21 protein-coding genes are annotated in these 19014 nt (G+C 68.6%); 13 read left to right on the forward strand and 8 right to left on the reverse strand.

Annotated elements, in window-relative coordinates:
- The first annotated feature begins 95 nt into the window (after positions 1 to 95).
- Complete coding sequence (locus ACFOD4_RS02730) at positions 96 to 1052, forward strand: LysR family transcriptional regulator (protein ID WP_379593390.1); 957 nt, start codon at positions 96 to 98, stop codon at positions 1050 to 1052.
- On the forward strand, positions 1049 to 1813 hold the full coding sequence (locus ACFOD4_RS02735; RefSeq protein ID WP_379593393.1) for an IclR family transcriptional regulator domain-containing protein: 765 nt from the start codon (positions 1049 to 1051) through the stop codon (positions 1811 to 1813). Before ACFOD4_RS02730 ends, ACFOD4_RS02735 begins: the two co-directional genes overlap by 4 nt.
- 7 nt (positions 1814 to 1820) lie before the next feature.
- On the opposite strand, the gene ACFOD4_RS02740 is transcribed toward ACFOD4_RS02735, so the two are convergent.
- A complete protein-coding gene (locus ACFOD4_RS02740) occupies positions 1821 to 2558 on the reverse strand; it encodes a DUF4336 domain-containing protein (protein ID WP_379593399.1) in 738 nt (245 codons plus the stop codon).
- Positions 2559 to 2696: 138 nt separating this feature from the next.
- On the opposite strand from ACFOD4_RS02740, the gene ACFOD4_RS02745 reads away from it, so the two are divergent.
- The 4 genes from ACFOD4_RS02745 (at position 2697) to ACFOD4_RS02760 (ending at position 6036) form a co-directional block, all read left to right on the forward strand.
- Complete coding sequence (locus tag ACFOD4_RS02745; RefSeq protein WP_379593404.1) at positions 2697 to 3362, forward strand: 3-oxoacid CoA-transferase subunit A; 666 nt, start codon at positions 2697 to 2699, stop codon at positions 3360 to 3362.
- Between the two features lie 14 nt (positions 3363 to 3376).
- Positions 3377 to 4057: a 3-oxoacid CoA-transferase subunit B gene (locus ACFOD4_RS02750; protein ID WP_379593423.1), complete on the forward strand. Its 681-nt coding sequence runs from the start codon at positions 3377 to 3379 to the stop codon at positions 4055 to 4057.
- Positions 4050 to 5258 (forward strand): 3-oxoadipyl-CoA thiolase, encoded by a 1209-nt coding sequence (pcaF, locus tag ACFOD4_RS02755; RefSeq protein ID WP_379593428.1) that lies wholly within the window; start codon positions 4050 to 4052, stop codon positions 5256 to 5258. The genes ACFOD4_RS02750 and pcaF overlap by 8 nt, the downstream gene beginning before the upstream one ends.
- Before the next feature lie 124 nt (positions 5259 to 5382).
- A complete protein-coding gene (locus ACFOD4_RS02760; RefSeq protein WP_379593443.1) occupies positions 5383 to 6036 on the forward strand; it encodes a TetR/AcrR family transcriptional regulator in 654 nt (217 codons plus the stop codon).
- A 4-nt stretch (positions 6037 to 6040) separates the two neighbouring features.
- Here the strand turns inward: ACFOD4_RS02760 and ACFOD4_RS02765 are convergent, their stop codons facing one another.
- Positions 6041 to 6910, reverse strand: a complete 870-nt coding sequence (locus ACFOD4_RS02765) for a shikimate dehydrogenase (protein WP_379593476.1) — start codon at positions 6908 to 6910, stop codon at positions 6041 to 6043.
- A 145-nt stretch (positions 6911 to 7055) separates the two neighbouring features.
- Here ACFOD4_RS02765 and ACFOD4_RS02770 point away from each other — a divergent pair, with 145 nt between their 5' ends.
- Positions 7056 to 8042 carry a Bug family tripartite tricarboxylate transporter substrate binding protein gene (locus ACFOD4_RS02770; protein WP_379593480.1) on the forward strand — a complete coding sequence of 329 codons (987 nt, stop codon included), beginning with the start codon at positions 7056 to 7058 and terminating at the stop codon, positions 8040 to 8042.
- Between the two features lie 60 nt (positions 8043 to 8102).
- Positions 8103 to 9992, forward strand: coding sequence for a bifunctional sugar phosphate isomerase/epimerase/4-hydroxyphenylpyruvate dioxygenase family protein (locus ACFOD4_RS02775; protein ID WP_379593482.1), 1890 nt, complete (start codon positions 8103 to 8105; stop codon positions 9990 to 9992).
- A 9-nt stretch (positions 9993 to 10001) separates the two neighbouring features.
- Here the strand turns inward: ACFOD4_RS02775 and pqqE are convergent, their stop codons facing one another.
- The 5 genes from pqqE to pqqA are packed head-to-tail and all read right to left on the reverse strand — an operon-like array spanning position 10002 to position 13034.
- The gene (gene pqqE / locus ACFOD4_RS02780; RefSeq protein ID WP_379593487.1) at positions 10002 to 11075 is read right to left on the reverse strand and encodes a pyrroloquinoline quinone biosynthesis protein PqqE; all 1074 of its coding nucleotides are present in this window, start codon (positions 11073 to 11075) and stop codon (positions 10002 to 10004) included.
- The gene (gene pqqD, locus ACFOD4_RS02785) at positions 11072 to 11332 is read right to left on the reverse strand and encodes a pyrroloquinoline quinone biosynthesis peptide chaperone PqqD (RefSeq protein ID WP_379593490.1); all 261 of its coding nucleotides are present in this window, start codon (positions 11330 to 11332) and stop codon (positions 11072 to 11074) included. The genes pqqE and pqqD overlap by 4 nt, the downstream gene beginning before the upstream one ends.
- Positions 11329 to 12069: a pyrroloquinoline-quinone synthase PqqC gene (gene pqqC / locus ACFOD4_RS02790; RefSeq protein WP_379593493.1), complete on the reverse strand. Its 741-nt coding sequence runs from the start codon at positions 12067 to 12069 to the stop codon at positions 11329 to 11331. Before pqqC ends, pqqD begins: the two co-directional genes overlap by 4 nt.
- Positions 12066 to 12956 carry a pyrroloquinoline quinone biosynthesis protein PqqB gene (pqqB, locus tag ACFOD4_RS02795; protein WP_379593510.1) on the reverse strand — a complete coding sequence of 297 codons (891 nt, stop codon included), beginning with the start codon at positions 12954 to 12956 and terminating at the stop codon, positions 12066 to 12068. The genes pqqC and pqqB overlap by 4 nt, the downstream gene beginning before the upstream one ends.
- A gap of 24 nt (positions 12957 to 12980) precedes the next feature.
- Positions 12981 to 13034, reverse strand: coding sequence for a pyrroloquinoline quinone precursor peptide PqqA (gene pqqA / locus ACFOD4_RS02800; protein ID WP_379594722.1), 54 nt, complete (start codon positions 13032 to 13034; stop codon positions 12981 to 12983).
- Here pqqA and ACFOD4_RS02805 point away from each other — a divergent pair.
- From ACFOD4_RS02805 to dgt, 5 genes are all read left to right on the forward strand, one after another.
- Complete coding sequence (locus ACFOD4_RS02805; RefSeq protein ID WP_379594733.1) at positions 13012 to 13164, forward strand: hypothetical protein; 153 nt, start codon at positions 13012 to 13014, stop codon at positions 13162 to 13164. The two genes, pqqA and ACFOD4_RS02805, sit on opposite strands and share 23 nt — an antisense overlap.
- A 167-nt stretch (positions 13165 to 13331) precedes the next feature.
- Complete coding sequence (locus ACFOD4_RS02810) at positions 13332 to 14642, forward strand: PQQ-dependent sugar dehydrogenase (RefSeq protein ID WP_379593515.1); 1311 nt, start codon at positions 13332 to 13334, stop codon at positions 14640 to 14642.
- Positions 14643 to 14761: 119 nt separating this feature from the next.
- Positions 14762 to 15460, forward strand: a complete 699-nt coding sequence (locus ACFOD4_RS02815; protein ID WP_379593518.1) for a metallophosphoesterase family protein — start codon at positions 14762 to 14764, stop codon at positions 15458 to 15460.
- 76 nt (positions 15461 to 15536) lie between these two features.
- Positions 15537 to 17102, forward strand: a complete 1566-nt coding sequence (gene rfaE1 / locus ACFOD4_RS02820; protein WP_379593524.1) for a D-glycero-beta-D-manno-heptose-7-phosphate kinase — start codon at positions 15537 to 15539, stop codon at positions 17100 to 17102.
- Between the two features lie 16 nt (positions 17103 to 17118).
- On the forward strand, positions 17119 to 18429 hold the full coding sequence (dgt, locus tag ACFOD4_RS02825; RefSeq protein ID WP_379593526.1) for a dGTP triphosphohydrolase: 1311 nt from the start codon (positions 17119 to 17121) through the stop codon (positions 18427 to 18429).
- A 9-nt stretch (positions 18430 to 18438) separates the two neighbouring features.
- On the opposite strand, the gene ACFOD4_RS02830 is transcribed toward dgt, so the two are convergent.
- Complete coding sequence (locus ACFOD4_RS02830) at positions 18439 to 18930, reverse strand: hypothetical protein (RefSeq protein ID WP_379593531.1); 492 nt, start codon at positions 18928 to 18930, stop codon at positions 18439 to 18441.
- Between the last annotated feature and the right edge of the window lie 84 nt (positions 18931 to 19014).

The following is a 19014-nucleotide window of genomic DNA, read 5'->3' on the forward strand; positions in this document are numbered from 1 at the left end:
CTGATCTTGGCGCGGAAGGGCCCTGCCCTGCCATGGCGCGAGCCAGAATGGCATGCTGCTATGCACCGGAAAACGCCCATCTTAAGATGTGATGCATGAACGGGATCGATGCATTCTCGATCGATGGGAACGCATTGCGGCTGCTGCTGGCAGTGCTGCAATGCGGCTCCGTGACGGCGGCGGCGAAACGGCTCGGCCTCAGCCAATCGGCTGCCAGTCACGGGCTGAACCGGCTGCGCACCTTGCTGGGCGACCCGCTTTTCGTGAAATCCGGGCGCGGCATCACCCCCACCGCCCATGCGCGCAGTCTTGCCGCGCCGGCCCAGGCCATGCTGGACGCGATGCAGGCCCTGGCCCGCCCCGCACCCTTCGACCCCGCGACGGCCAGGATCGCCTTCACCATCGCCGCCAACGACTTCCAGCGCGACCTTCTGCTGCCGGCCTTCCAGGCGCGGGTGGCGCCGCTCGTGGGGCGGCTCACCCTGCGCATTATTCCTTCCGGGATGCCCGGTGCCTCATTGCTGCGCGAAGCCGGCTGCGACCTGCTGGTGACGCCGCGCCCACCGGCCGGCACGGATATTCTGCAGAAGCGGCTGCTGAGCGACCGCTACGCCTGCTTCTACGATCCGGAGGCCCGGGGTGCGCCGCGCGGGCGGGAAGATTACCTGGCCGCACGCCACATCACAGTGGTGCATGGCGAAGGCGGCCCGCTGGAGTTCGACCGCCGGATGCAGTCCCAGGGCGTAGCGCGCGACTTCGCCATCGAGGTCGCGGATTTCGGCGGCGTCGCCGGCTTTCTGCGCGGCAGCACCATGCTGGCAACGCTTCCAGGCCTGCTACGGCATTCCGCATTGCGTGGTCTGGCCAGCGTCCCTGTGCCCCTACGCACGGGACTGAGGCCGGAGAACAGGTTCGACCATCTGCCACTGTTCATGGTGTGGCACCAGCGGCACCAACAGGACCCGCGACACGCCTGGCTCCGGGCCCAGCTCTCCCTGGCGGCACGTGGCGTTCTGCGGCCGGGCGGTGTGCAGCCCAGGGCCGGAGCATGAAGCCCGAGCCGCGCGACCTGCTGGGCGGGCTGTCGCGCGGGCTGGCCATCATCGAGGCCTTCGGCACCTTGCGGCGGGGCGCCACCATCGCCGATCTGGCCCGAACAGCCGGCATGACGCGGGCCGCCGCGCGTCGATGCCTGCTGACGCTGGTGTCGCTCGGCTACGCGGAAACCGATGGGAAGCACTACGAACTCTCGCCGCGGGCGCTGCGGCTGGGCGGTGCGTGGCTGGCCAGCGCCACCCTGCCCGGGCTGATCCAGCCGCAGTTGGAGGCGGTGCGCGAGGCCACGGGGGAAAGCTGTTCCGCCGCCGTGCTGGACGGCGCCGACGTTGTCTATATCGCCCGCGCCTCGGCCCGCAGCATCATGGCGGTGACGCTGGCGGTCGGCAGTCGTCTGCCGGCCCATTGCACGGCCCTGGGCCGGGCCCTGCTTTCCGCCCTGCCACAAGGGGCGCTGGAGGCGCATATCGCCGCGCTGACGCCCGAGGCGCTGACAACCCATACCCGCACCACCCCCGATGCCATCCGCGAGGCCGTGGCGCAGGCCAGAACCCAGGGCTACGCGGTGGTGGACGAGGAGCTGGCGCTGGGGCTGCGCTCCGTCGCCGTGCCAGTGCGCGACGGGCGGGGTCGCTGCGTCGCGGCCATGAACATCGGCGCGCGCACCACCCGGGCCGGGAACGCGGTGCTCTCCGAACGGTTGTTGCCGGCGCTGCGAAGTGCCGCGGTGGCCCTGCGCGACAGCATTCCCGGCTGAAGGGCCCTCAGGCCGCCCAGTGCATCGCCCGGGCCAGCCGTGCCGCGCCGTTCTCCGCGAACCAGGTGCCATGAGCGAAGATCACCCGTTGCGGCGCCCAGGCGGTGATGCGCCGCGCCGCCGCCTTTGCATCGGCATGCTTCAACGCCAGCACGGCGCGCAGATGCCGCGGCGTTCCACCCTCCGGTGCCATGGTTCCCATGGCCCGAACCATCGGCCGGACCACGGCAGGCAGGCGCTGCGGCTCAAAGGCCTGCACCAGATCGGTCAGGATGGCGGTACGGCTGGGTCGGTGCAGAAATGCCACCTCGTGAAAGCCGCCGCCTCCGGGCACCACCACTTGGTCGATCTGCCCCTGCCATGGAGAAGGCGCCGCCTCGCCCAGCACGCCGTCGAAGCGCAGGCCCTGGCGCCTCACCGTTTGTCGGTCGGCCAGACTTGGCGCGCCCCACAGTTGCGCCCGCGGGTACTGGCCCTGCCATTCCGCCAGATACGTCGTGTGCACGCTGTTCGGCGCCACCAGATGCCGCACGGGTCCGATTGCCTCCAGGGCGGTACGCAGGCCCGGCTCGCAGCGCGTCGGTGAATGCACCCACAACCCGCCATCCTCCAGACGCGCCACCGTCATGCGCACCGGGAGGCGAAGCCCCAGCATATGCAATGGCCCTGAATCCACGACCCATAGCCTATCAGCCACGGGCTTCGGCGTGTCGAGCGGCGGGTAGGTCGGATCGGATGGCGGCATCGGCAGCTCCAGCGGTCTTGTGTGCGGATACCGCACGGCGTTGCGGCCCGTGCGTGGGCAGACCTATCGTCGCCGAAAGGCCGGGCATACCCGCCCTAACTCCGGGGAGAGAACGATGTTCCAGAGCAGGCTTCACGCATGATCAACAAAACGGTCCGCGACATGGCGGAGGCGATGCAGGGCATCGCGGATGGTTCCACCGTCCTGGTCGGCGGCTTCGGTTCGGTCGGCCAGCCCGACGCCCTGATCGAGGGACTGATCGAGCAGGGCGCGACCGACCTCACCATCGTGGCCAACAATGCAGGCACCGGGCGCACCGGATTGGCGCGGCTGATGGAGCTGGGGCGGGTGCGGCGCATCATCTGCTCCTTTCCGCGCTCCGCCGGCTCGGTGGTGTTCGAGGATCTCTACAAGGCCGGCAAGCTGGAGCTGGAGATCGTGCCGCAGGGCACGATGGCCGAGCGGATGCGCGCCGCCGGAGCGGGTGTGCCCGCCTTCTACACGCCCACCGGGTACGGCACGCTGCTGACCGAGGGCAAGCCGGTGGCGGAATTCAACGGCCGCAAATGCGTGCTGGAGATGGCCTTGCCCGGTGACGTTGCGCTGATCCAGGCGCACAAGGCCGATCGCTGGGGCAACCTCGTCTACCGGCGCTCCGGACGCAACTTCAACCCGGTGATGGCCATGGCAGCCACCCTGACCATCGCCCAAGTGGATGAGATCGAGCCGCTCGGCACGCTTGATCCGGAAGCGGTGGTGACGCCCGGCATCTTCGTCAACCGCGTCCTGCGCGTCACCGTCTGAGGGAGTTCCGCATCATGAGCGACAGCTTCACGCCTCTCTCCCGCAAGGACATGGCACGCCGCCTGGCGCAGGACATTCCGGAGGGCTGGTACGTCAATCTCGGCATCGGCATCCCCACCATGGTGGCCGACCACATTCCGGCCGATCGCGAAGTGGTCATCCATTCAGAGAACGGGTTGCTCGGCATGGGCCCTGCCCCTACGCCGGATGACGCCGATCCCTGGCTGATCAACGCCGGCAAGCAGCAGGTGACTCTGCTGCGCGGCGGAGCCTATGTGCACCACGCTGACAGCTTCGCCATGATTCGCGGCAGGCATCTCGATCTCTGCGTGCTCGGCGCGTTCGAGGTGGCGGAGAATGGCGATATCGCCAACTGGGCGACCTCGGCCAACGACACGGCGCCGGCCGTGGGCGGTGCCATGGATCTGGCGGTGGGCGCCAAGAACCTCTGGGTGATCATGGAGCACACCACCAAGGATGGCAGCCCGAGGCTGGTGAAGCGTTGCACCTACCCGCTGACCGCGATGGCCGCAGTCCGCCGCATCTATACCAACCTCGCCGTGATCGACGTCACGCCACAAGGTTTCGGCGTCGTGGAGATGGCGCCCGGCCTCAGCTTCGAGGCCTTGCAGGCACGCACCGATGCCAGGCTGCTGCCGGCGGAAAACACTCGAGGGGAGACGCATCATGGCTGAAGCCTTCATCTGCGATGCCGCGCGCACGGCGATCGGCCGCTATGCCGGAGGCCTCGCCACCGTGCGGGCCGACGATCTCGCTGCGGTGCCGATCCGCGCCCTGATGGCGCGGCACCCGCGCATGGATTGGGGCGCGGTCGAGGATGTGATCCTCGGCTGCGCCAACCAGGCGGGTGAGGACAACCGCAACGTCGCGCGCATGGCCACGCTGCTGGCCGGGCTGCCGGACAGCGTTTCCGGCAGCACCCTGAACCGCCTGTGCGGCTCGGGCATGGACGCGACGGCCGTGGCGGCGCGCGCCATCAAGGCAGGCGAGACGGAGCTGATGATCTCGGGCGGAGTCGAGAGCATGTCGCGCGCGCCCTTTGTGCAGGGCAAGAGCACGGAAGCCTTCGGCCGCCATGTCGAGATCTATGACACCACCATCGGCTGGCGCTTCGTCAATCCGCTGATGAAGGCTCAGTACGGCGTGGAGTCCATGCCCGAGACGGGCGAAAATGTTGCCGCGGATTTCGGCATCGCGCGCGTCGATCAGGATGCCTTCGCCTTCCGCTCCCAGCAGCGGGCGAAAGCCGCGCAGAACGGCGGCCGCTTTGCCGAGGAGATCGTTCCGGTCGAGATCAAGCGCCGCAAAGGGGAGCCGCTGATCGTCGACCGTGACGAGCATCCGCGCCCTGAAACAACCCTGGAAGGATTGGCGAAGCTCGGCACTCCGTTCCGGCGGGAGGGCGGCACGGTCACGGCGGGCAACGCTTCGGGGGTCAATGACGGCGCCTGCGCCATCATCCTGGCGAGCGAGGCGGCCGCGGCACGCAATGGGCTGACGCCGCGCGCCCGCGTGGTGGCGACGGCCACGGCCGGCGTGCCGCCGCGCATCATGGGCTTTGGCCCGGCGCCGGCGACGCGCAAGGTGTTGGAGAAGTCCGGTCTCTCTCTTTCCGAGATCGACGTCATCGAGCTGAACGAAGCTTTTGCCAGCCAAGCGCTCGCGGTGCTGCGCGACCTGGGCCTGGCCGACGAGGCGGAGCATGTGAACCCGAATGGCGGCGCCATCGCGTTGGGCCATCCGCTCGGCATGTCCGGCGCCCGTCTGGTGCAGACGGCGGTGGCCGAGTTGCATCACCGCCGCGCGCGCTACGCGCTGGTCACCATGTGCATTGGCGTCGGCCAGGGCATCGCCATGATCCTGGAACGCGCCTGAAAGGAGGGAACGGCGGGGCCCCGTCCCCTTCGAACTGCCACGGCGGGGGAGCGTTCTCCCCTGCAGCCGCGTGAAGAGTTGCGCCTCGACCCCTGCCGCCTATGCTGCCTTCAGGAAGCAAGGCTTGGACCAAGGCATGGAGACGATCGCGCAGAAGGCGCCACGGCAGCGCGATGCGGAACAGACCCGGCGCAACATCCTGGACGCTGCCATTGCCGAGTTCTCGGCTAAAGGCCTGTCGGGCGCCCGAGTGGATGAGATCGCCGCGCGCACCCAGACCACGAAGCGCATGATCTATTACTATTTCGGCAGCAAGGAAGGGCTGTACGCCGCCGCGCTGGAAGAAATGTACGAGGGCATTCGTTCCACCGAGAAGGACCTCCTGCTGGATCAGCTGCCGCCTGAGGAGGCTATGGCGCGGCTGGTGGAAACCACCTTCGACTACCATGCCGAGCATCCGGATTTCGTCCGCATGGTCTCGGTGGAGAACATCCACGGCGCGCAGCACATCGCTCGTTCGGGCACGCTGAAGCAGCGCAACGATGCGGTGATCGGGCTGATGCGGCGGCTGCTGGACCGCGGCGTGGCGGCCGGCGTGTTCCGGTCCGGTGTCGATCCCCTGGATCTGCATGTGTTGATCAATGGCTTCAGCTTCCACCGCGTGGCCAACCGGCACACGCTGGGGGTCATCTTTGGCCAGGACCTGGCCGATCCCGCGCGCCGTCGGGCGCAGCGCCGGATGCTGACCGAGGCCGTGCTCGCCTTTCTTCGGAGCTGAGGGCTCACATCGCGGCGAAATGGCGCAGCATTCGCTCCGCATCGGGTTCGCGGCCGGTGAACAGACGGAAGGCGCCGGCTGCCTGGAACACCGCCATGCCCCCGCCATCGGCGCTGCGGCAGCCCAGGCGGCGTGCCAGCCGCAGCAACTCCGTCTCCAGCGGAACGTAAACTACCTCAGCCACCCAATGACGCGACGATAGCAGCTCGGCCGGCAGCGGCAGGCCAGGGTACTTCGCCATGCCTACCGGCGTTGCATTGATCAGGCCGTCGGCGTCTCGCATGGCGAGGGCCGTATCATCACCGGCCACAGCGCGCCCGGTGCCGAACCGCGCGCAGAGCTGCTCGACCAATGCACCTGCCCGCGCCGGGTCGCTGTCCACAACAACCAGGCGCTCTGTGCCCAGCGTCAGCGCCGCATGCGCGACGGCAGCGCCGGCACCACCGGCCCCCAACTGCAGCACCTGCCCCATCGGCACACCCGGCAGGCCTCGGCGGAAGCCTTCGGCGAAACCCGAATGGTCCGTGTTGTGCCCACTGCGCCGCCCCTCCCGGAACACCACGGTGTTCACCGCGCCGAGCGCTCGCGCATCCTCCGACACCTCGTCCAGCAGCGGAAGCACGGCCTGCTTGCAGGGATGGGTGATGTTTACGCCGTTGAAGCCGCAGCGCTGGGCACCGTCGAGTAACGCGGGCAGCGCGTCCGGCGTGAGGCCCAGGGCGTCGATATCGATCAGCCGGTACAGGAACCGCAGGCCCTGTGCCGCACCTTCATGCTCATGCAGGGACGGCGAGCGGGAAGCCCGGATGCCAGTGCCGATCAACCCGCAAAGAATGGCAGGGCCCAGCGTCGGCAGTGGAAAGGCGGTGATCATGGAACAGCTCCTCAAGTGCGGCCTTCCGCTCTTGCCGTGCAAATGTACTATCTGGTACGTTCATTCCAACCAAGATTTTGCGGTGGCATGAGGTTCATGCGGCGCCGCGCCAAGAACCGACGTCCAGAATGAAGCGGAGGAACCCATGCCCTTCACCCGCCGCGGCCTCGCCGCCGGATTTGCTCTTCTCGCAGGTGGCGCAGCCATACGCCGCGCGAACGCCCAGCAACCCACTTATCCCGCCGGCACCGTCACGCTGATCGTCTCCTGGGCGCCCGGCGGCTCCACGGATTTCGTGGCTCGTGTCTATGCGCAGCAGATGAGCCGCGAGCTAGGCCAGAGCATGGTGGTGGAGAATCGCCCCGGTGCCAGCGGTACGATCGGCCACGCTTCCGTCGCCCGGGCGCGTCCGGATGGATACACGCTGCTGTTCGGAGTCAACTCCACCTTCGCCATGGCGCGCCACCTCTTTCCGCAGCGCGGTTACGACGACGAGAGATCCTTCGCCGGCATCGGCAAGGTCGCAACAACGCCGATCTTCCTGTGCGTCGCGCCGCAGCTCGGCGTCACCGACATTGCGGGCTTTGTGGCGCGCGCCAAGGCGCAGCCGGGCAAGATGTCCTATGGTTCCTCCGGGGCCGGCTCCTCGGCCCATCTCGCGACCGAGTTGTTTCTGCGGCAGACCGGCGCCGAGGTGCAGAACGTCACCTACCGCGGTGGAGCCCCCGCCGTTCAGGCACTGATCGCCAACGAGGTGCAGATGGCCTTTGTGGACGCGGTGACGGCGCTGCCGCTGATTGCGGCGAAGCAGGTGGTGCCGCTCGGCGTGTCCAGCCCGCAGCGCAACCCGCTGGCGCCCGACGTGCCGACCATCGCCGAGTCCGGCCTGCCGGGATACGAATGCGCCTCGGAGTTCGCCGTGATGGCGCCGGCCGGTACGCCTGCCGATGTTGTGCAGAAGCTGGCTGTGGCCCAGGCCGCCACGATGCGGAACCCCGAGGTGCTGGAGCGTTTGAAGCAGAACTCCATCTTCCCGGCGCCCGGCACGCCGCAGGATTTCCCCGCCTACCTGGCGGCGGAGAGCAGCAAATGGGGCGAACTGATCAAGGCGCGCGGCATTACCCTGGAATAACGTCGCCACCGGCGGCCAACGCCGCCGGCACTTCGATCCAGTCCCGAAGGACCATCCCCCATGACAGGCCGCCATCCCCGCTCCATTGCCACGGTCTGTCTCAGCGGCGACCTGACCGACAAGCTGGAGGCCGCCGCCAATATCGGCTTCGACGGCGTCGAGATCTTCGAGAACGACCTGCTGACCTTCGCCGGGTCGCCGGCCGATGTACGCAAGATGGCGGCCGATCTCGGCCTGGCTATCGCCCTCTTCCAGCCGTTCCGCGACTTCGAGGCGATGCCGGAGCCGCAGCGCGCCCGCAACATGGATCGTGCGGAGCGCAAGTTCGACGTGATGCAGGCGCTGGGCACGGACTTGGTGCTGGTCTGCTCCAACGTCCAGCCCGTCTGCATCGATGATCCCGCGCGCGCCGCGGCGGACCTGCACGAGATGGCGGAGCGTGCCGCGAAGCGCGGCCTCCGCGTCGGCTTCGAGGCGCTGGCCTGGGGCCGCCATACTCGGCGATGGCGCGAGGCCTGGAACATCGTGCACCGCGCCGATCATCCAGCGTTGGGCCTGATCGTGGACAGCTTCCATACCCTGGCGCTGAAGGATGATCCCTCGGGCATCGCGGAACTGCCGGGCAGCAAGATCTTCTTCGTGCAGCTCGCCGATGCGCCGCTCTACAACATGGATGTGCTGCAATGGAGCCGGCACTACCGCAACTTTCCCGGCCAGGGCCAGCTTCCCGTCACAGGCTTCCTGAAGGCAGTGCTCGATTCGGGCTATGCCGGTCCGCTCTCGCTGGAAATCTTCAATGATGAGTTTCGCGCGGCACCTGTGCGGCAGACTGCCAGGGACGGGTTGCGCTCGCTGATCCTGGCGGAGGCGTTGGCCTCGTCTTCCGTGCCCGCCGCAGCCCTGCCGCCCGTGCCAGACCTGTCGGGCATCGAGTTTCTGGAGTTCGCCGTCAACGAGCCGAAGCGGCAGGAACTTGCGGAGTTCCTGGGCACACTGGGCTTCCGCCTCGCCGGGCGGCACCGATCGAAGGCGGTGGAGCTGTACCGCCAGGGCGCGGTGAACCTGGTGCTGAATGCCGAGCCGGACAGCGCAGCGGCGGGACATTTCGAGATGCATGGCACATCGGTTTGCGCCATGGGCCTGAGCGTGAGCGACTCGAGGGCGGCCTCACGCCGTGCGGAGGCCCTGCTGTGCGCCGGCTGGAACGAGAAGCGTGGCGAAGGCGAGCGCGCCCTGCCTGCCTTGCGTGCTCCCAACGGTTCCCTGGTGCTGCTGGTCGAGAAGGCAGGCGGACGGCCGAGCCTTTGGGAGGAGGATTTCCACCTGCTGCCCTCGCCGGAGGCGGAGGCTGGCGCCGGAATGCTGGGCATCGACCATGTGACCCAGGCGCTCGCGCCCGGGCAGATGGACAGCTTCGTGCTGTTCTACCGCGCGGTGTTCGGGCTGGAGCCGGAGGCCGAGGTGGACCTGCCCGACCCGCAGGGGCTTGTGCACAGCCGCGCCATGGTCAGCCGCGACGGGCGGCTGCGCCTTCCGCTCAACACCTCCGAGGCGCGGGAAACGGCGACCGGACGTTTCGTGTCGGCGGCCGCGGGCGCCGGCGTGCACCACATTGCCTTTCTGGTGGAGGACGCTGCGTCCACCGCGGCCGCCATGGTCGGGCGAGGCGCGCCGTTGCTCGCCATTCCCGAGAACTACTACGATGATCTGGAGGCCAGGTTCGGGCTCGATGCTGCGCGGCTGGAAACCCTGCGCTCCGTGCATCTGCTGCATGACCAGGATGCCGAGGAAGGCTGCTTCACCCACGCCTACACCACCAGTTTCTCCGATCGCTTCTTCTTCGAGATCGTCGAGCGGCGTGGCGGCTACCGCCAGTTCGGTGCGGCCAATGCCGCGGTGCGCATGGCCGCGCAGGCGCGCTATCACGCACGGATGCGGCTGCGAAGCTGACGCGACGCCTCAGCGGCGCCAGGCATACTCCTCCTGCGGTGCCTCGGCCCTGGCAGCGGCGATCAGTGCATGGTCGGGCGACAATCCGCACACCGGGTCGGTGCGCGACGCGTCGCCGGTGAGCGCCAGTGCCTGGCAACGGCAGCCACCCCAGTCGATCTCGCGCCGGTCGCACTCTCGGCAAGGCAACGGCATCCAGTCGGTGCCCCGGAAGCGGTTGAAGCTGTCGGAGCCGTACCAGATGTCTTCAAGGCTGCTGTTTCGCACATTCTCGAAGGCCAGGCCTGGAATGGTCTCAGCGGCGTGGCAAGGCAGCACCTGCCCGGAAGGCGAGATGTTGAGAAAGCGCCGCCCCCACCCCCCCATGCAGGCCTTGGGGCGGGTGGCGTGATAGTCCGGCGCGACGAAATCGATGGCCATGGCATTGCCCAGCCGCTTCCGTTCGGCCTCCACGATGCCGCGCGTCCATTCCACCGCCTCGCGCGCCGGCATCAGCGCGGCGCGGTTGCGCAAGGCCCAGCCGTGATACTGGGTGTGCGCCACCTCCATGCGCTGCGCGCCCATGGCCTCCGCCAGGCCGATCATCTCCGGCAAAGCATCGATGTTGCCCCGGTGCAGCACGGTGTTCACGGTTAACGCCAACCCGGCGTCACGCACCATGGCCGCCAGTGCCAACTTGCGGGCATGGCCGCCACGGAAATGCGCGATGCGATCGGCCGCCTCTGGTTCGGCGTGCTGAATGCTGAGCTGAACATGGGCCAGTCCCGCCCGGGCCAGCGCCCCGATCCGCGCCGCATCCAGCAACACGCCGGAGGTGATCAGGTTGGCGTAAAGGCCCGCTTCGGCGGCGGCCGCGGCAATAACTTCCAGGTCCGGCCGCGCGGCCGGCTCGCCCCCCGAAAGATGCAGCTGCAGCACACCCAGCCCCGCCGCCTCGCGCAGCACACGCTGCCAGGTGGCGGTGTCCAGCTCGGCGCCTCGCTTCTCCAGGTCCACTGGGTTGGAGCAATAGGGGCAGCCCAGCGGGCAACGATGCGTCAGCTCCGCAAGCAGGCCGAGCGGGGGCGGGATGTTTCCGCTCATCGCCGCAACAGCCCCTTGTCGCTCAGGTCTTCCAGCAATTCGCCAATGTCGGCGGCGATCTCGGCGGAGGGTGCGCTGTAGAGCGCCGCCAGTTCCTCGGCGATGGCCGCGGCACCGCGGCTTCCGTCGAGTCGGCTCAGAATGGCATGCGCGGTTTCATCCAGCACCACCACACGTTCCGGCGCCAACAGCACCCAGTGGTTGCGCCGCTCGTCGAAGCGCAGCCGCACATGCGGTGCCAGGGCCGGATGCGTCATGCCGTGTTGTCCGGCCGGAAGCCGCCGGGCGGCACCATTCCCGGCTCCACATAGGCAAGGTACAAGGCATCGAGCTGCGCCCACAGCACGTCGCACTTGAAGCGAAGCGCTTCCAGCACCTGCTCCTGCTCCTGCCGCGTACGGGCCTCCCGCTTCACGTAGTCCAGCGCGAAATCGGAATCTCGCGGCGCCTGGCTCAGCCGGTGGCCGAAGTAGCGCAGCGTGTCCTCACTGATGAAGTCGTAATGCCGCAGCATGCCCGATACGCGCTCGGAGATGATGTTCGGCGAGAACAGCTCGGTCAGAGAGGATGCCACGGCTTCCAGCAGCGACCGGTCACGCACGAAGCGCACATAGGCATCCACGGCAAAGCGGGTGGCGGGCAGAATGCCGCGCCCTGCCTCCACATCGGCACGCCGGAGCCCAAGCCCGTCGGTCAGGGCCAGCCAGCGGTTGATTCCGCCATCGCCCTCATTCGTGCCGTCATGATCCTCGATGCGCCGGCGCCACTCGCGGCGCAGCGCCGGGTCCTCGACGCGCGACATGAGAGCCGCGTCCTTCAGCGGGATGCGGCTCTGGTAATAGTAGCGGTTGAGCGCCCAGGCCTGCACCTGGCCGCGGTTCAGCCTGCCCTCATGCAGCAGCCGATGGAACGGGTGCAGGTTGTGGTAACGCTCGGCGCCGATTTGGCGCAGCGCCGCTTCCAGCGCCTCGGGGGTCAGCAGAGCGTCGCTCACCATGTCAGCTCCATGCCGTCCTCCGCCACCTCCCAGCCCAGCGCCTCGGCCTCGCGCCGCGCCGCCGACCGGCTGTCGAGCAGCGGATTGGTGTTGTTGATGTGCACCAGCACCCGCCGGCCGATATTCAGCCCCGCCAGCGCCGCGAGCGCTCCATCGGCACCCGACAGCGGCTGGTGCCCCATGCGTCGCCCGGTCTTGCTGCCGACGCCCGCCGCGGACATTTCGTTATCGGTCCAGACCGTGCCGTCGTAGAGCAGCAGGGCGGCGCCTTCCAGCCTGTTGCGCAGGGCCGGCGTCACCTCCTGGCAGCCCGGCACGATGCAGGCCCGTGTCCCGTTCGGGGCAGAGATCTCGATGGCCAAGGTGTGGTCGCCGGCAAGCTTGTCGTCTGCCGTCTCCCGATAGAGCGGAACCTTGCCTGGCACGGCGAAGGCCCGCAGCACGCCGCCATCGGGGAGCGTCCAGGCTTCTCCGGGTCCTAGCGGCTGCCGCTCCACGGCCGACAGGGCAGTGAAGATCGGGTTCGCCTCAAGCTCGGCCATCACGGCAGGCGCCGCGCGCAACAGAAAGGGCTGCCTCTCGCGTAGCGACAGCAAGCCGGCCACGGCATCGATCTCGCCACCGGTCAGCATCACGGCGGCCACCGGGCTGTGGCGCGGCGGGGTCCGGGGATGCAGAGCGGGAGTGTCGGCAATCTGCTGCAGGATCTCGGGGGCCGCGTTGATCAGCAACCAGTCCCCATCCCCCCAGCTGACGGCCAGGGAAAACTGCGTCCGCCGGCGGAAGCGTGCATCGCCGCGGCGCACCGCATCACACTGGGCGCAGGCGCAGTTCCATTGCGGGAACCCGCCGCCGGCCGCCGAGCCCAGCACGATGGCGCGCATCGCGCCGGCCTCAGCGCCGCACCATCACTCGGCGCTGGCGTAGGAGTTGATCTCCATGCCGGTGCAGATCTCGGTCAAACGCGGCTTCTTCCACGGCTTCATGTGTACCTCCTCGGGATGCGGCGGCGCCCATGCCGCCGCTTCCGAAGATTGGCGCGATCGGGCGGGCTGGCAATACCAATCACGCCATGCGCCTCGCTCGGTCTGAACTTTATCAACTGATGCGCGGTCACGCCGACGTGTTTCCGGAAACCCCCGACCCAGCCTGCCATTGCAGCGGAGAGCGGGCGGCCCGGCGCGACCGGCGGCGCCCCTATCCCCCTGGGCACGCCACCGTTGTTCCGTGAAGCGCGCCCCAGACATGGAGACCACCGCATGGTGCAGACCTCGCGCCGGCTGCTGCTCGGCTCAGCCTTGGGCCTCGCCGTCAGCCCGGCCCTGGCGCAGAACCGCATGGGCTATGGCGCCTCGCCGACCCTGGCCTCGCCCGATCTGGAGCATCAGGTCCAGAATTTCTCTCGCCAGGTAGGATGGCCGGCCGGCGCCATGCCGACCGCGCCGGCCGGCTTCACCGTCACCCCCTTCGCGGCGCACGGACTGGATAGCCCTCGCTGGCTGTACCTGCTGCCCACCGGAGACGTGCTGGTGTCCGAGGCCCGCACCACCGCGAAGCCGCCCGAAACCGAGGAAGACAAGAAAAAGCTCGAGTTGCAGCGGCAATCAGGCACCGTGGCGGGCGGCAGCGCCAACCGCATCACCCTGCTGCGCGACGCCGATGGAGATGGCATCGCCGAGCACCGGCAGGTGCTGCTGCAAGGCCTGGACCAGCCCTTTGGCATGGCTTGGCGGGATGGCTGGCTCTATGTCGGCAACACGGACGGCGTGTTGCGCTTTCCCTTCGACCCGGAACGCCGCCGCATCGACGCTTCCGCGCCGCAGCGGCTGATGGACCTGCCCGCCGGCGGCTACAACAATCACTGGACCCGAAATCTTGCCTTCGGGCCAGACGGGCGGAAGCTCTTCGTCACCGTGGGATCGGCAAGCAATGTGGGCGAATACGGCATGGAGGTGGAAGCCCGCCGCGCCGCCATCCTGGAAGCAGACCCTGATGGTGCCAACCAGCGCATCTTCGCCTATGGCCTGCGCAATCCCAACGGCATCGACTGGCACCCCGAGACCGGCGCCCTCTGGACGGCGGTGAACGAGCGCGACAACATCGGTGACGACCTGGTGCCGGACTATATCACCAGCGTTCGCGACGGTGGCTTCTATGGCTGGCCCTACAGCTACTGGGGCAACCACCCGGATCCGCGCATGGCCCGCGAAAGGCCCGACCTGGTGCGCGCGGCGCTGACGCCGGATTATGCCGTGGGCAACCACACCGCGTCTCTCGGCCTAGTGTTCGGGCGCGGCACGGCTCTCCCGGAACGCTATCGAGGCGGCGCCTTTATCGGCCAGCGCGGCTCGTGGAACCGCGCCGAGTTCAGCGGCTACCGCGTCGCCTTCGTACCCTTCCGCCAAGGACGCCCTTCCGGCCCCATCGAGGATTTTCTCACCGGCTTCATGCCCGATCCGTCGAGCGGCGAAACCTATGGGCGGCCGGTCTGCGTGATCCAGGATGCTGCCGGCGCCCTTCTGGTGACGGATGACACCGGCAACCGCATCTGGCGGGTTGCGGCCGGCTGAGCAGGGTGCCGTTGCGGCTCGGCGGCCCTTCCGGCCCGCTTCGAGCGCCGTGACGGAATGTGTCCGCGACGCCCGGCAGGAACCGTTCTCCTGCCGGCACGCGGCATGCGGAGGGCAGCATGAAGATGATCGCGGCGCCTGCCCGGCTGCCGGACGGGTTGCGGGTTTACGCCATTGGCGACGTGCACGGCTGCTGCGGCCGGCTGACCGCACTGCATGCCGCGATCGCAGCGGATTGGCGGGTGGCGCCCGCCTCCGCCTGTGCTGTGGTCCATCTCGGGGACTACGTGGATCGTGGTCCGAACTCGGCTGGTGTCCTGACCCTTCTGGATGGCAAGGGGCCGATTCCCGGCGCACACCGGATCTTGTTGCGGGGCAATCACGAGGTGATGATGCTGGAGGCCCTCGCTGCCGGACCAGGCACTGCCGCCGAGGATTTCTGGCTGCACAATGGCGGCCGCGCCACGCTGGCAAGCTATGGCGCCACCGATGCGGCACTGCGGCTGCCGCGGTCCCATGCTGCCCTCCTGGAAGGCCTGACCACGTCCTGGCAGGCCGGCGGCTATCTCTTCGTTCATGCGGGCATCAATCCCCGCCGCCCAATGGATCAGCAGGATGAGCACGATCTGCTCTGGATCCGGGAGCCATTCCTGTCCTGGCCGATGCCGCTTCCGGCCATCGTGGTGCATGGCCACACCCCGGCCCGCAGGGTTGAGATCCGCCAGCACCGCATTGGCATTGATACCGGTGCCGTGGCCGGCGGCGCCCTGACCGCATTGGTGCTGGAAGCGGACGGGCTGCGCCTCCTGGAGGCCTGAGGCGGCTGTCCGTCAGCGCAACCCTGGCTGTCAGCGCCTTGCGCGGCGCAGCATGGCTGCGCTAGGCACCATGCCGATGCAAGGCCCCGTGCCCCCCTCGGCCCCCCCGGCCGGCCCCCCCGACAATCCGCCCGCCGGCAACTTGGCGCCGGCGGTGGCCGCCGTTGTGACCGCAGATGGGCCCGCCGCCCCGGTCAACGCCGACCTCCCCGAAGCCGTTAGGCAGCTCAAGCGCGCTTCCGTCCTGGTGGTGGGCGACGCCATGCTCGACCGCTACGTTTACGGTCAGGTGACACGGATCAGCCCCGAAGCTCCGGTTCCGGTGCTGGCGGTGGATCGCGAGGTGGCCATGCCGGGCGGCGCCGGCAACGTGGTGCGCAATCTGACCGCGCTGGGCGCCGCTGTGGCGTTCCTGTCGGTGGTAGGCGATGATCAGGCGGGTTCGGACCTTACCGGCCTGATCGGTGGCCAGCCGCGCGTGGAGCCTTGGCTGCTGGTGCAAGGCGGCCGCGCCACCACCACCAAGACGCGCTACATCGCCAGCGGCCAGCAGATCATGCGGGCCGACCACGAGATCGCCCGCCCCATTCACCAGCGTCTGGCCGACAGGCTCGTGCGGATCGCGGCGGACACGGTGGCGGCGACCTCGGTGATGGTGCTGTCCGACTACCGGAAGGGCGTGCTGGCGCATGACGTGCCGGAACGGCTGATCGCCGCCGCCAAGGCCGCTGGGCGCCGCGTCATCGTTGATCCCAAGGGCGACGATTATTCGCGGTATGCCGGTGCCGACGTGATCACGCCCAACCGGGCGGAGCTGCGCCTCGCCACCGGCATGCCGGTCGACAGCGAGGAGGAGATCGTTGCCGCCGCCCGCGCCCTGCAGACGCGGCATGGCTTCGACGCGGTGCTGGTCACCCGGTCCGAGGACGGCATGACACTGGTGGAGGGTGGTGCCGTCTACCACATGCCCGCCGAGGCGCCGGAGGTACAGGACGTGTCCGGCGCCGGGGACACGGTGGTGGCAGTGCTCGCGGCCGGATATGCCGCCGGGCTGCCGCTGCCTATCGCGGCGCGGCTGGCCAACATCGCGGGCGGGCTGGTGGTCGGGAAGGTCGGCACCGCCGTCGCGCGTGAGGACGATTTGATGGAAGCGCTGACGCCCGAGCGCGGCGCGCTGCGCAAGGTGATGCGCCGTGCCGCCGCCGCCGAGCAGGTGGAGCGCTGGCGGCAGCGCGGCTGGCGCGTCGGCTTCACCAATGGCTGCTTCGACCTGCTGCATCCGGGCCACGTTCATCTGCTGGAACAGGCGCGTTCCTGGTGCGACCGGCTGGTGGTCGGGCTGAACGCGGATTCCAGCGTGAAGCGCCTGAAGGGTCCGACGCGGCCGGTGCAGCACGAGGCGGCGCGCGCCGCCGTGCTGGCCTCCCTCGCCACTGTCGACCTGGTGACGGTGTTCGAGGAAGACACGCCCGTAGAGCTGATCTCCCTGTTGCGACCCGAGGTGCTGGTGAAGGGCGCAGACTACACGGTGGAACAGGTGGTCGGCGGCGAGATGGTGCAGGAATGGGATGGCGTCGTCCGCCTCGCCGAATTGCTGCCGGGCAACTCCACCACCGCCACTGTTGCCCGCATCCGCGGCTAGCCGGGCGGTGGCGGGGATGGACTGGACCGCGCTGTTCAACACCGGCCGCTTTCCGGACAGCCCGGCCCGCATCAACCCGACGCGCAACCCCTTCCAGATCGACCAGGACCGCATCGTCTTCTCCCGCCCCTTCCGGCGGCTGCAGCAGAAAACGCAGGTGCACCCGATGGTCACCAACGCCCATGTGCGCAATCGCCTGCTGCACACGCTGGAAGTTGCCTCGATCGGGCGCTCCATCGGCTTCGCCGTGGGCTCCGAGCTGCGCTCTGAGCTGGCCAGCGCCGGGCGCACGCCGGATGACCTGGGCTATCTGGTACAGGCGACCTGCTTGGCGCATGACATCGGAAACCCGCCCTTCGGCCATGCCGGTGAGGAAGTGATTGCCGGCTTCATGGCGGAATGGCTCGAGAAGGACGGGGCGGCCAGCGGCTTTCCGCTCGACGAGGATCTGCGCTTCTTCGACGGCAACGCCCAGGGCTTTCGCATCCTGACCCGCGCTGACGGCTACCGCGAGCGTGGCGGGTTGAAGCTGACCCAGGCCTGCCTCGGCGCCTTCATCAAGTACCCTTGGGGGGGCGCGGATCCCCGCGCGTCCAAGCATGGCCGACCGGGGGTCAAGTTCAACCATTTCGCCACGGAAGCCGGTGCCTTTGCTGCTGTGCGCACGGCCTGCGGACTGTCCGGCCCCCTCCCCCGGCATCCGGCGGTCTGGCTGATGGAGGCGGCGGACGACATCACATACAGCCTTGCCGATCTGGAGGATGCCGTCGAGCTTCGGATCACGCCTTACTCGCAATATGAGGAACTGCTGCTCCCGCTGGCCGGCATCACCCGGGACAGGGTCGCCGAAGAAGACAATGTGCCGCAGAAGCTGGCCCTGCTGCGCTCCCGTGCCGCAGGGCGGATGATCGGCGCAGCCACACTGGCCTTCTGCGAGCATCACGAGGCGATCCTGGCTGGCCGGATGGCGCGGGGCGGGCTGATCGAATTGGCCGAGCCCGCCTTGCGTGAACCGTTTCAGGCCCTGCAGCGAACCAACCGCGACACGCTCTACCTGCATCCCAGCAAGGCCGAATTTGAAATCGGCGCGCGCGACGTCCTGGAAAAGACGCTGGCGGTGTTTCTGGAAGCCTGCTTGGCCTTTGCCCAGGGACAAGGGCTCGACCGCATGGCCCTGCGGCCACGGCAGGCCCTCTCGCTCATGCAGGACTACCATCCGAAGGAAGGCTTCAGCCCCAGCGAAACCCTACGCTGCGCGATCGACTTCGTGGCCGGCATGACCGACCACTACGCCGCCAACCTCGCCGCGCGGCTGCGGGGGCTGTAGCCCAGGCCTTCAGCGCGGAGTAGTGGTTTGGGCGCCGCCCTGGCCGGAGTTCTGCCCCAGGCCGTGACTGTTATGACCGGTGCCTTGCTGGCCCAGGCCGGGCGTTGTCGGCGTGCTGGTCGTGGGGCCGCTGCTCGCCGGCGGTGTGGTGGCGTTGCCCTCGTTCTGCGGATAGGCGCCCGAATTGTTGGTTCCCACGGCGCGGTCCAGCGCACGGGTGGCCGCTGTGCCCGGCGGATTGCCCGGCGTGCCGTCGGACTGCCCCGGATAGGCGCCGGAATTGTTGGTGCCGGCAGCGCGGTCCAGTGCGCGGGTCGCGGAGTTGTTGCGCAGCGTCTGCTCGCCGTTGCCTTGCGGCGCTGTTTCCGTTTGCGGCTGATTTTGCGGCACCGGCGTGGTGCGATCGGTCCCCTGGGCTTGGGACGCACCGAGCGGAATCAGCACGAGAGGCGCAGCCAGCATCGCGGCGCGGGTCAGGACGGAGCGGTGAACTCGGAACATGGATATCCTCCTTGGCCTGCTTTCCCGGCTCGCCTCCTGGGGCCGGGGCACATGACGGGAAAACGGTCCGCCGAGGGCCGAGGT

The organism is Teichococcus globiformis (assembly GCF_042646265.1).
GTDB lineage: Bacteria > Pseudomonadota > Alphaproteobacteria > Acetobacterales > Acetobacteraceae > Pseudoroseomonas > Pseudoroseomonas globiformis.

Bases quoted from the DNA above. Each gene is read 5' to 3' on its own strand.
- ACFOD4_RS02830 (WP_379593531.1), bottom strand. From the start codon at position 18,930: ATGTTCCGAGTTCACCGCTCCGTCCTGACCCGCGCCGCGATGCTGGCT.
- ACFOD4_RS02775 (WP_379593482.1), top strand. From the start codon at position 8,103: ATGACAGGCCGCCATCCCCGCTCCATTGCCACGGTCTGTCTCAGCGGC.
- ACFOD4_RS02730 (WP_379593390.1), top strand. From the start codon at position 96: ATGAACGGGATCGATGCATTCTCGATCGATGGGAACGCATTGCGGCTG.
- ACFOD4_RS02765 (WP_379593476.1), bottom strand. From the start codon at position 6,910: ATGATCACCGCCTTTCCACTGCCGACGCTGGGCCCTGCCATTCTTTGC.
- pqqB (WP_379593510.1), bottom strand. From the start codon at position 12,956: ATGCGCGCCATCGTGCTGGGCTCGGCGGCCGGCGGCGGGTTCCCGCAA.
- ACFOD4_RS02815 (WP_379593518.1), top strand. From the start codon at position 14,762: ATGAAGATGATCGCGGCGCCTGCCCGGCTGCCGGACGGGTTGCGGGTT.
- pqqD (WP_379593490.1), bottom strand. From the start codon at position 11,332: ATGACGCATCCGGCCCTGGCACCGCATGTGCGGCTGCGCTTCGACGAG.
- dgt (WP_379593526.1), top strand. From the start codon at position 17,119: ATGGACTGGACCGCGCTGTTCAACACCGGCCGCTTTCCGGACAGCCCG.
- ACFOD4_RS02735 (WP_379593393.1), top strand. From the start codon at position 1,049: ATGAAGCCCGAGCCGCGCGACCTGCTGGGCGGGCTGTCGCGCGGGCTG.
- ACFOD4_RS02750 (WP_379593423.1), top strand. From the start codon at position 3,377: ATGAGCGACAGCTTCACGCCTCTCTCCCGCAAGGACATGGCACGCCGC.
- ACFOD4_RS02770 (WP_379593480.1), top strand. From the start codon at position 7,056: ATGCCCTTCACCCGCCGCGGCCTCGCCGCCGGATTTGCTCTTCTCGCA.
- rfaE1 (WP_379593524.1), top strand. From the start codon at position 15,537: ATGCAAGGCCCCGTGCCCCCCTCGGCCCCCCCGGCCGGCCCCCCCGAC.
- ACFOD4_RS02745 (WP_379593404.1), top strand. From the start codon at position 2,697: ATGATCAACAAAACGGTCCGCGACATGGCGGAGGCGATGCAGGGCATC.
- ACFOD4_RS02740 (WP_379593399.1), bottom strand. From the start codon at position 2,558: ATGCCGCCATCCGATCCGACCTACCCGCCGCTCGACACGCCGAAGCCC.
- pcaF (WP_379593428.1), top strand. From the start codon at position 4,050: ATGGCTGAAGCCTTCATCTGCGATGCCGCGCGCACGGCGATCGGCCGC.
- ACFOD4_RS02810 (WP_379593515.1), top strand. From the start codon at position 13,332: ATGGTGCAGACCTCGCGCCGGCTGCTGCTCGGCTCAGCCTTGGGCCTC.
- pqqE (WP_379593487.1), bottom strand. From the start codon at position 11,075: ATGAGCGGAAACATCCCGCCCCCGCTCGGCCTGCTTGCGGAGCTGACG.
- ACFOD4_RS02805 (WP_379594733.1), top strand. From the start codon at position 13,012: ATGCCGGTGCAGATCTCGGTCAAACGCGGCTTCTTCCACGGCTTCATG.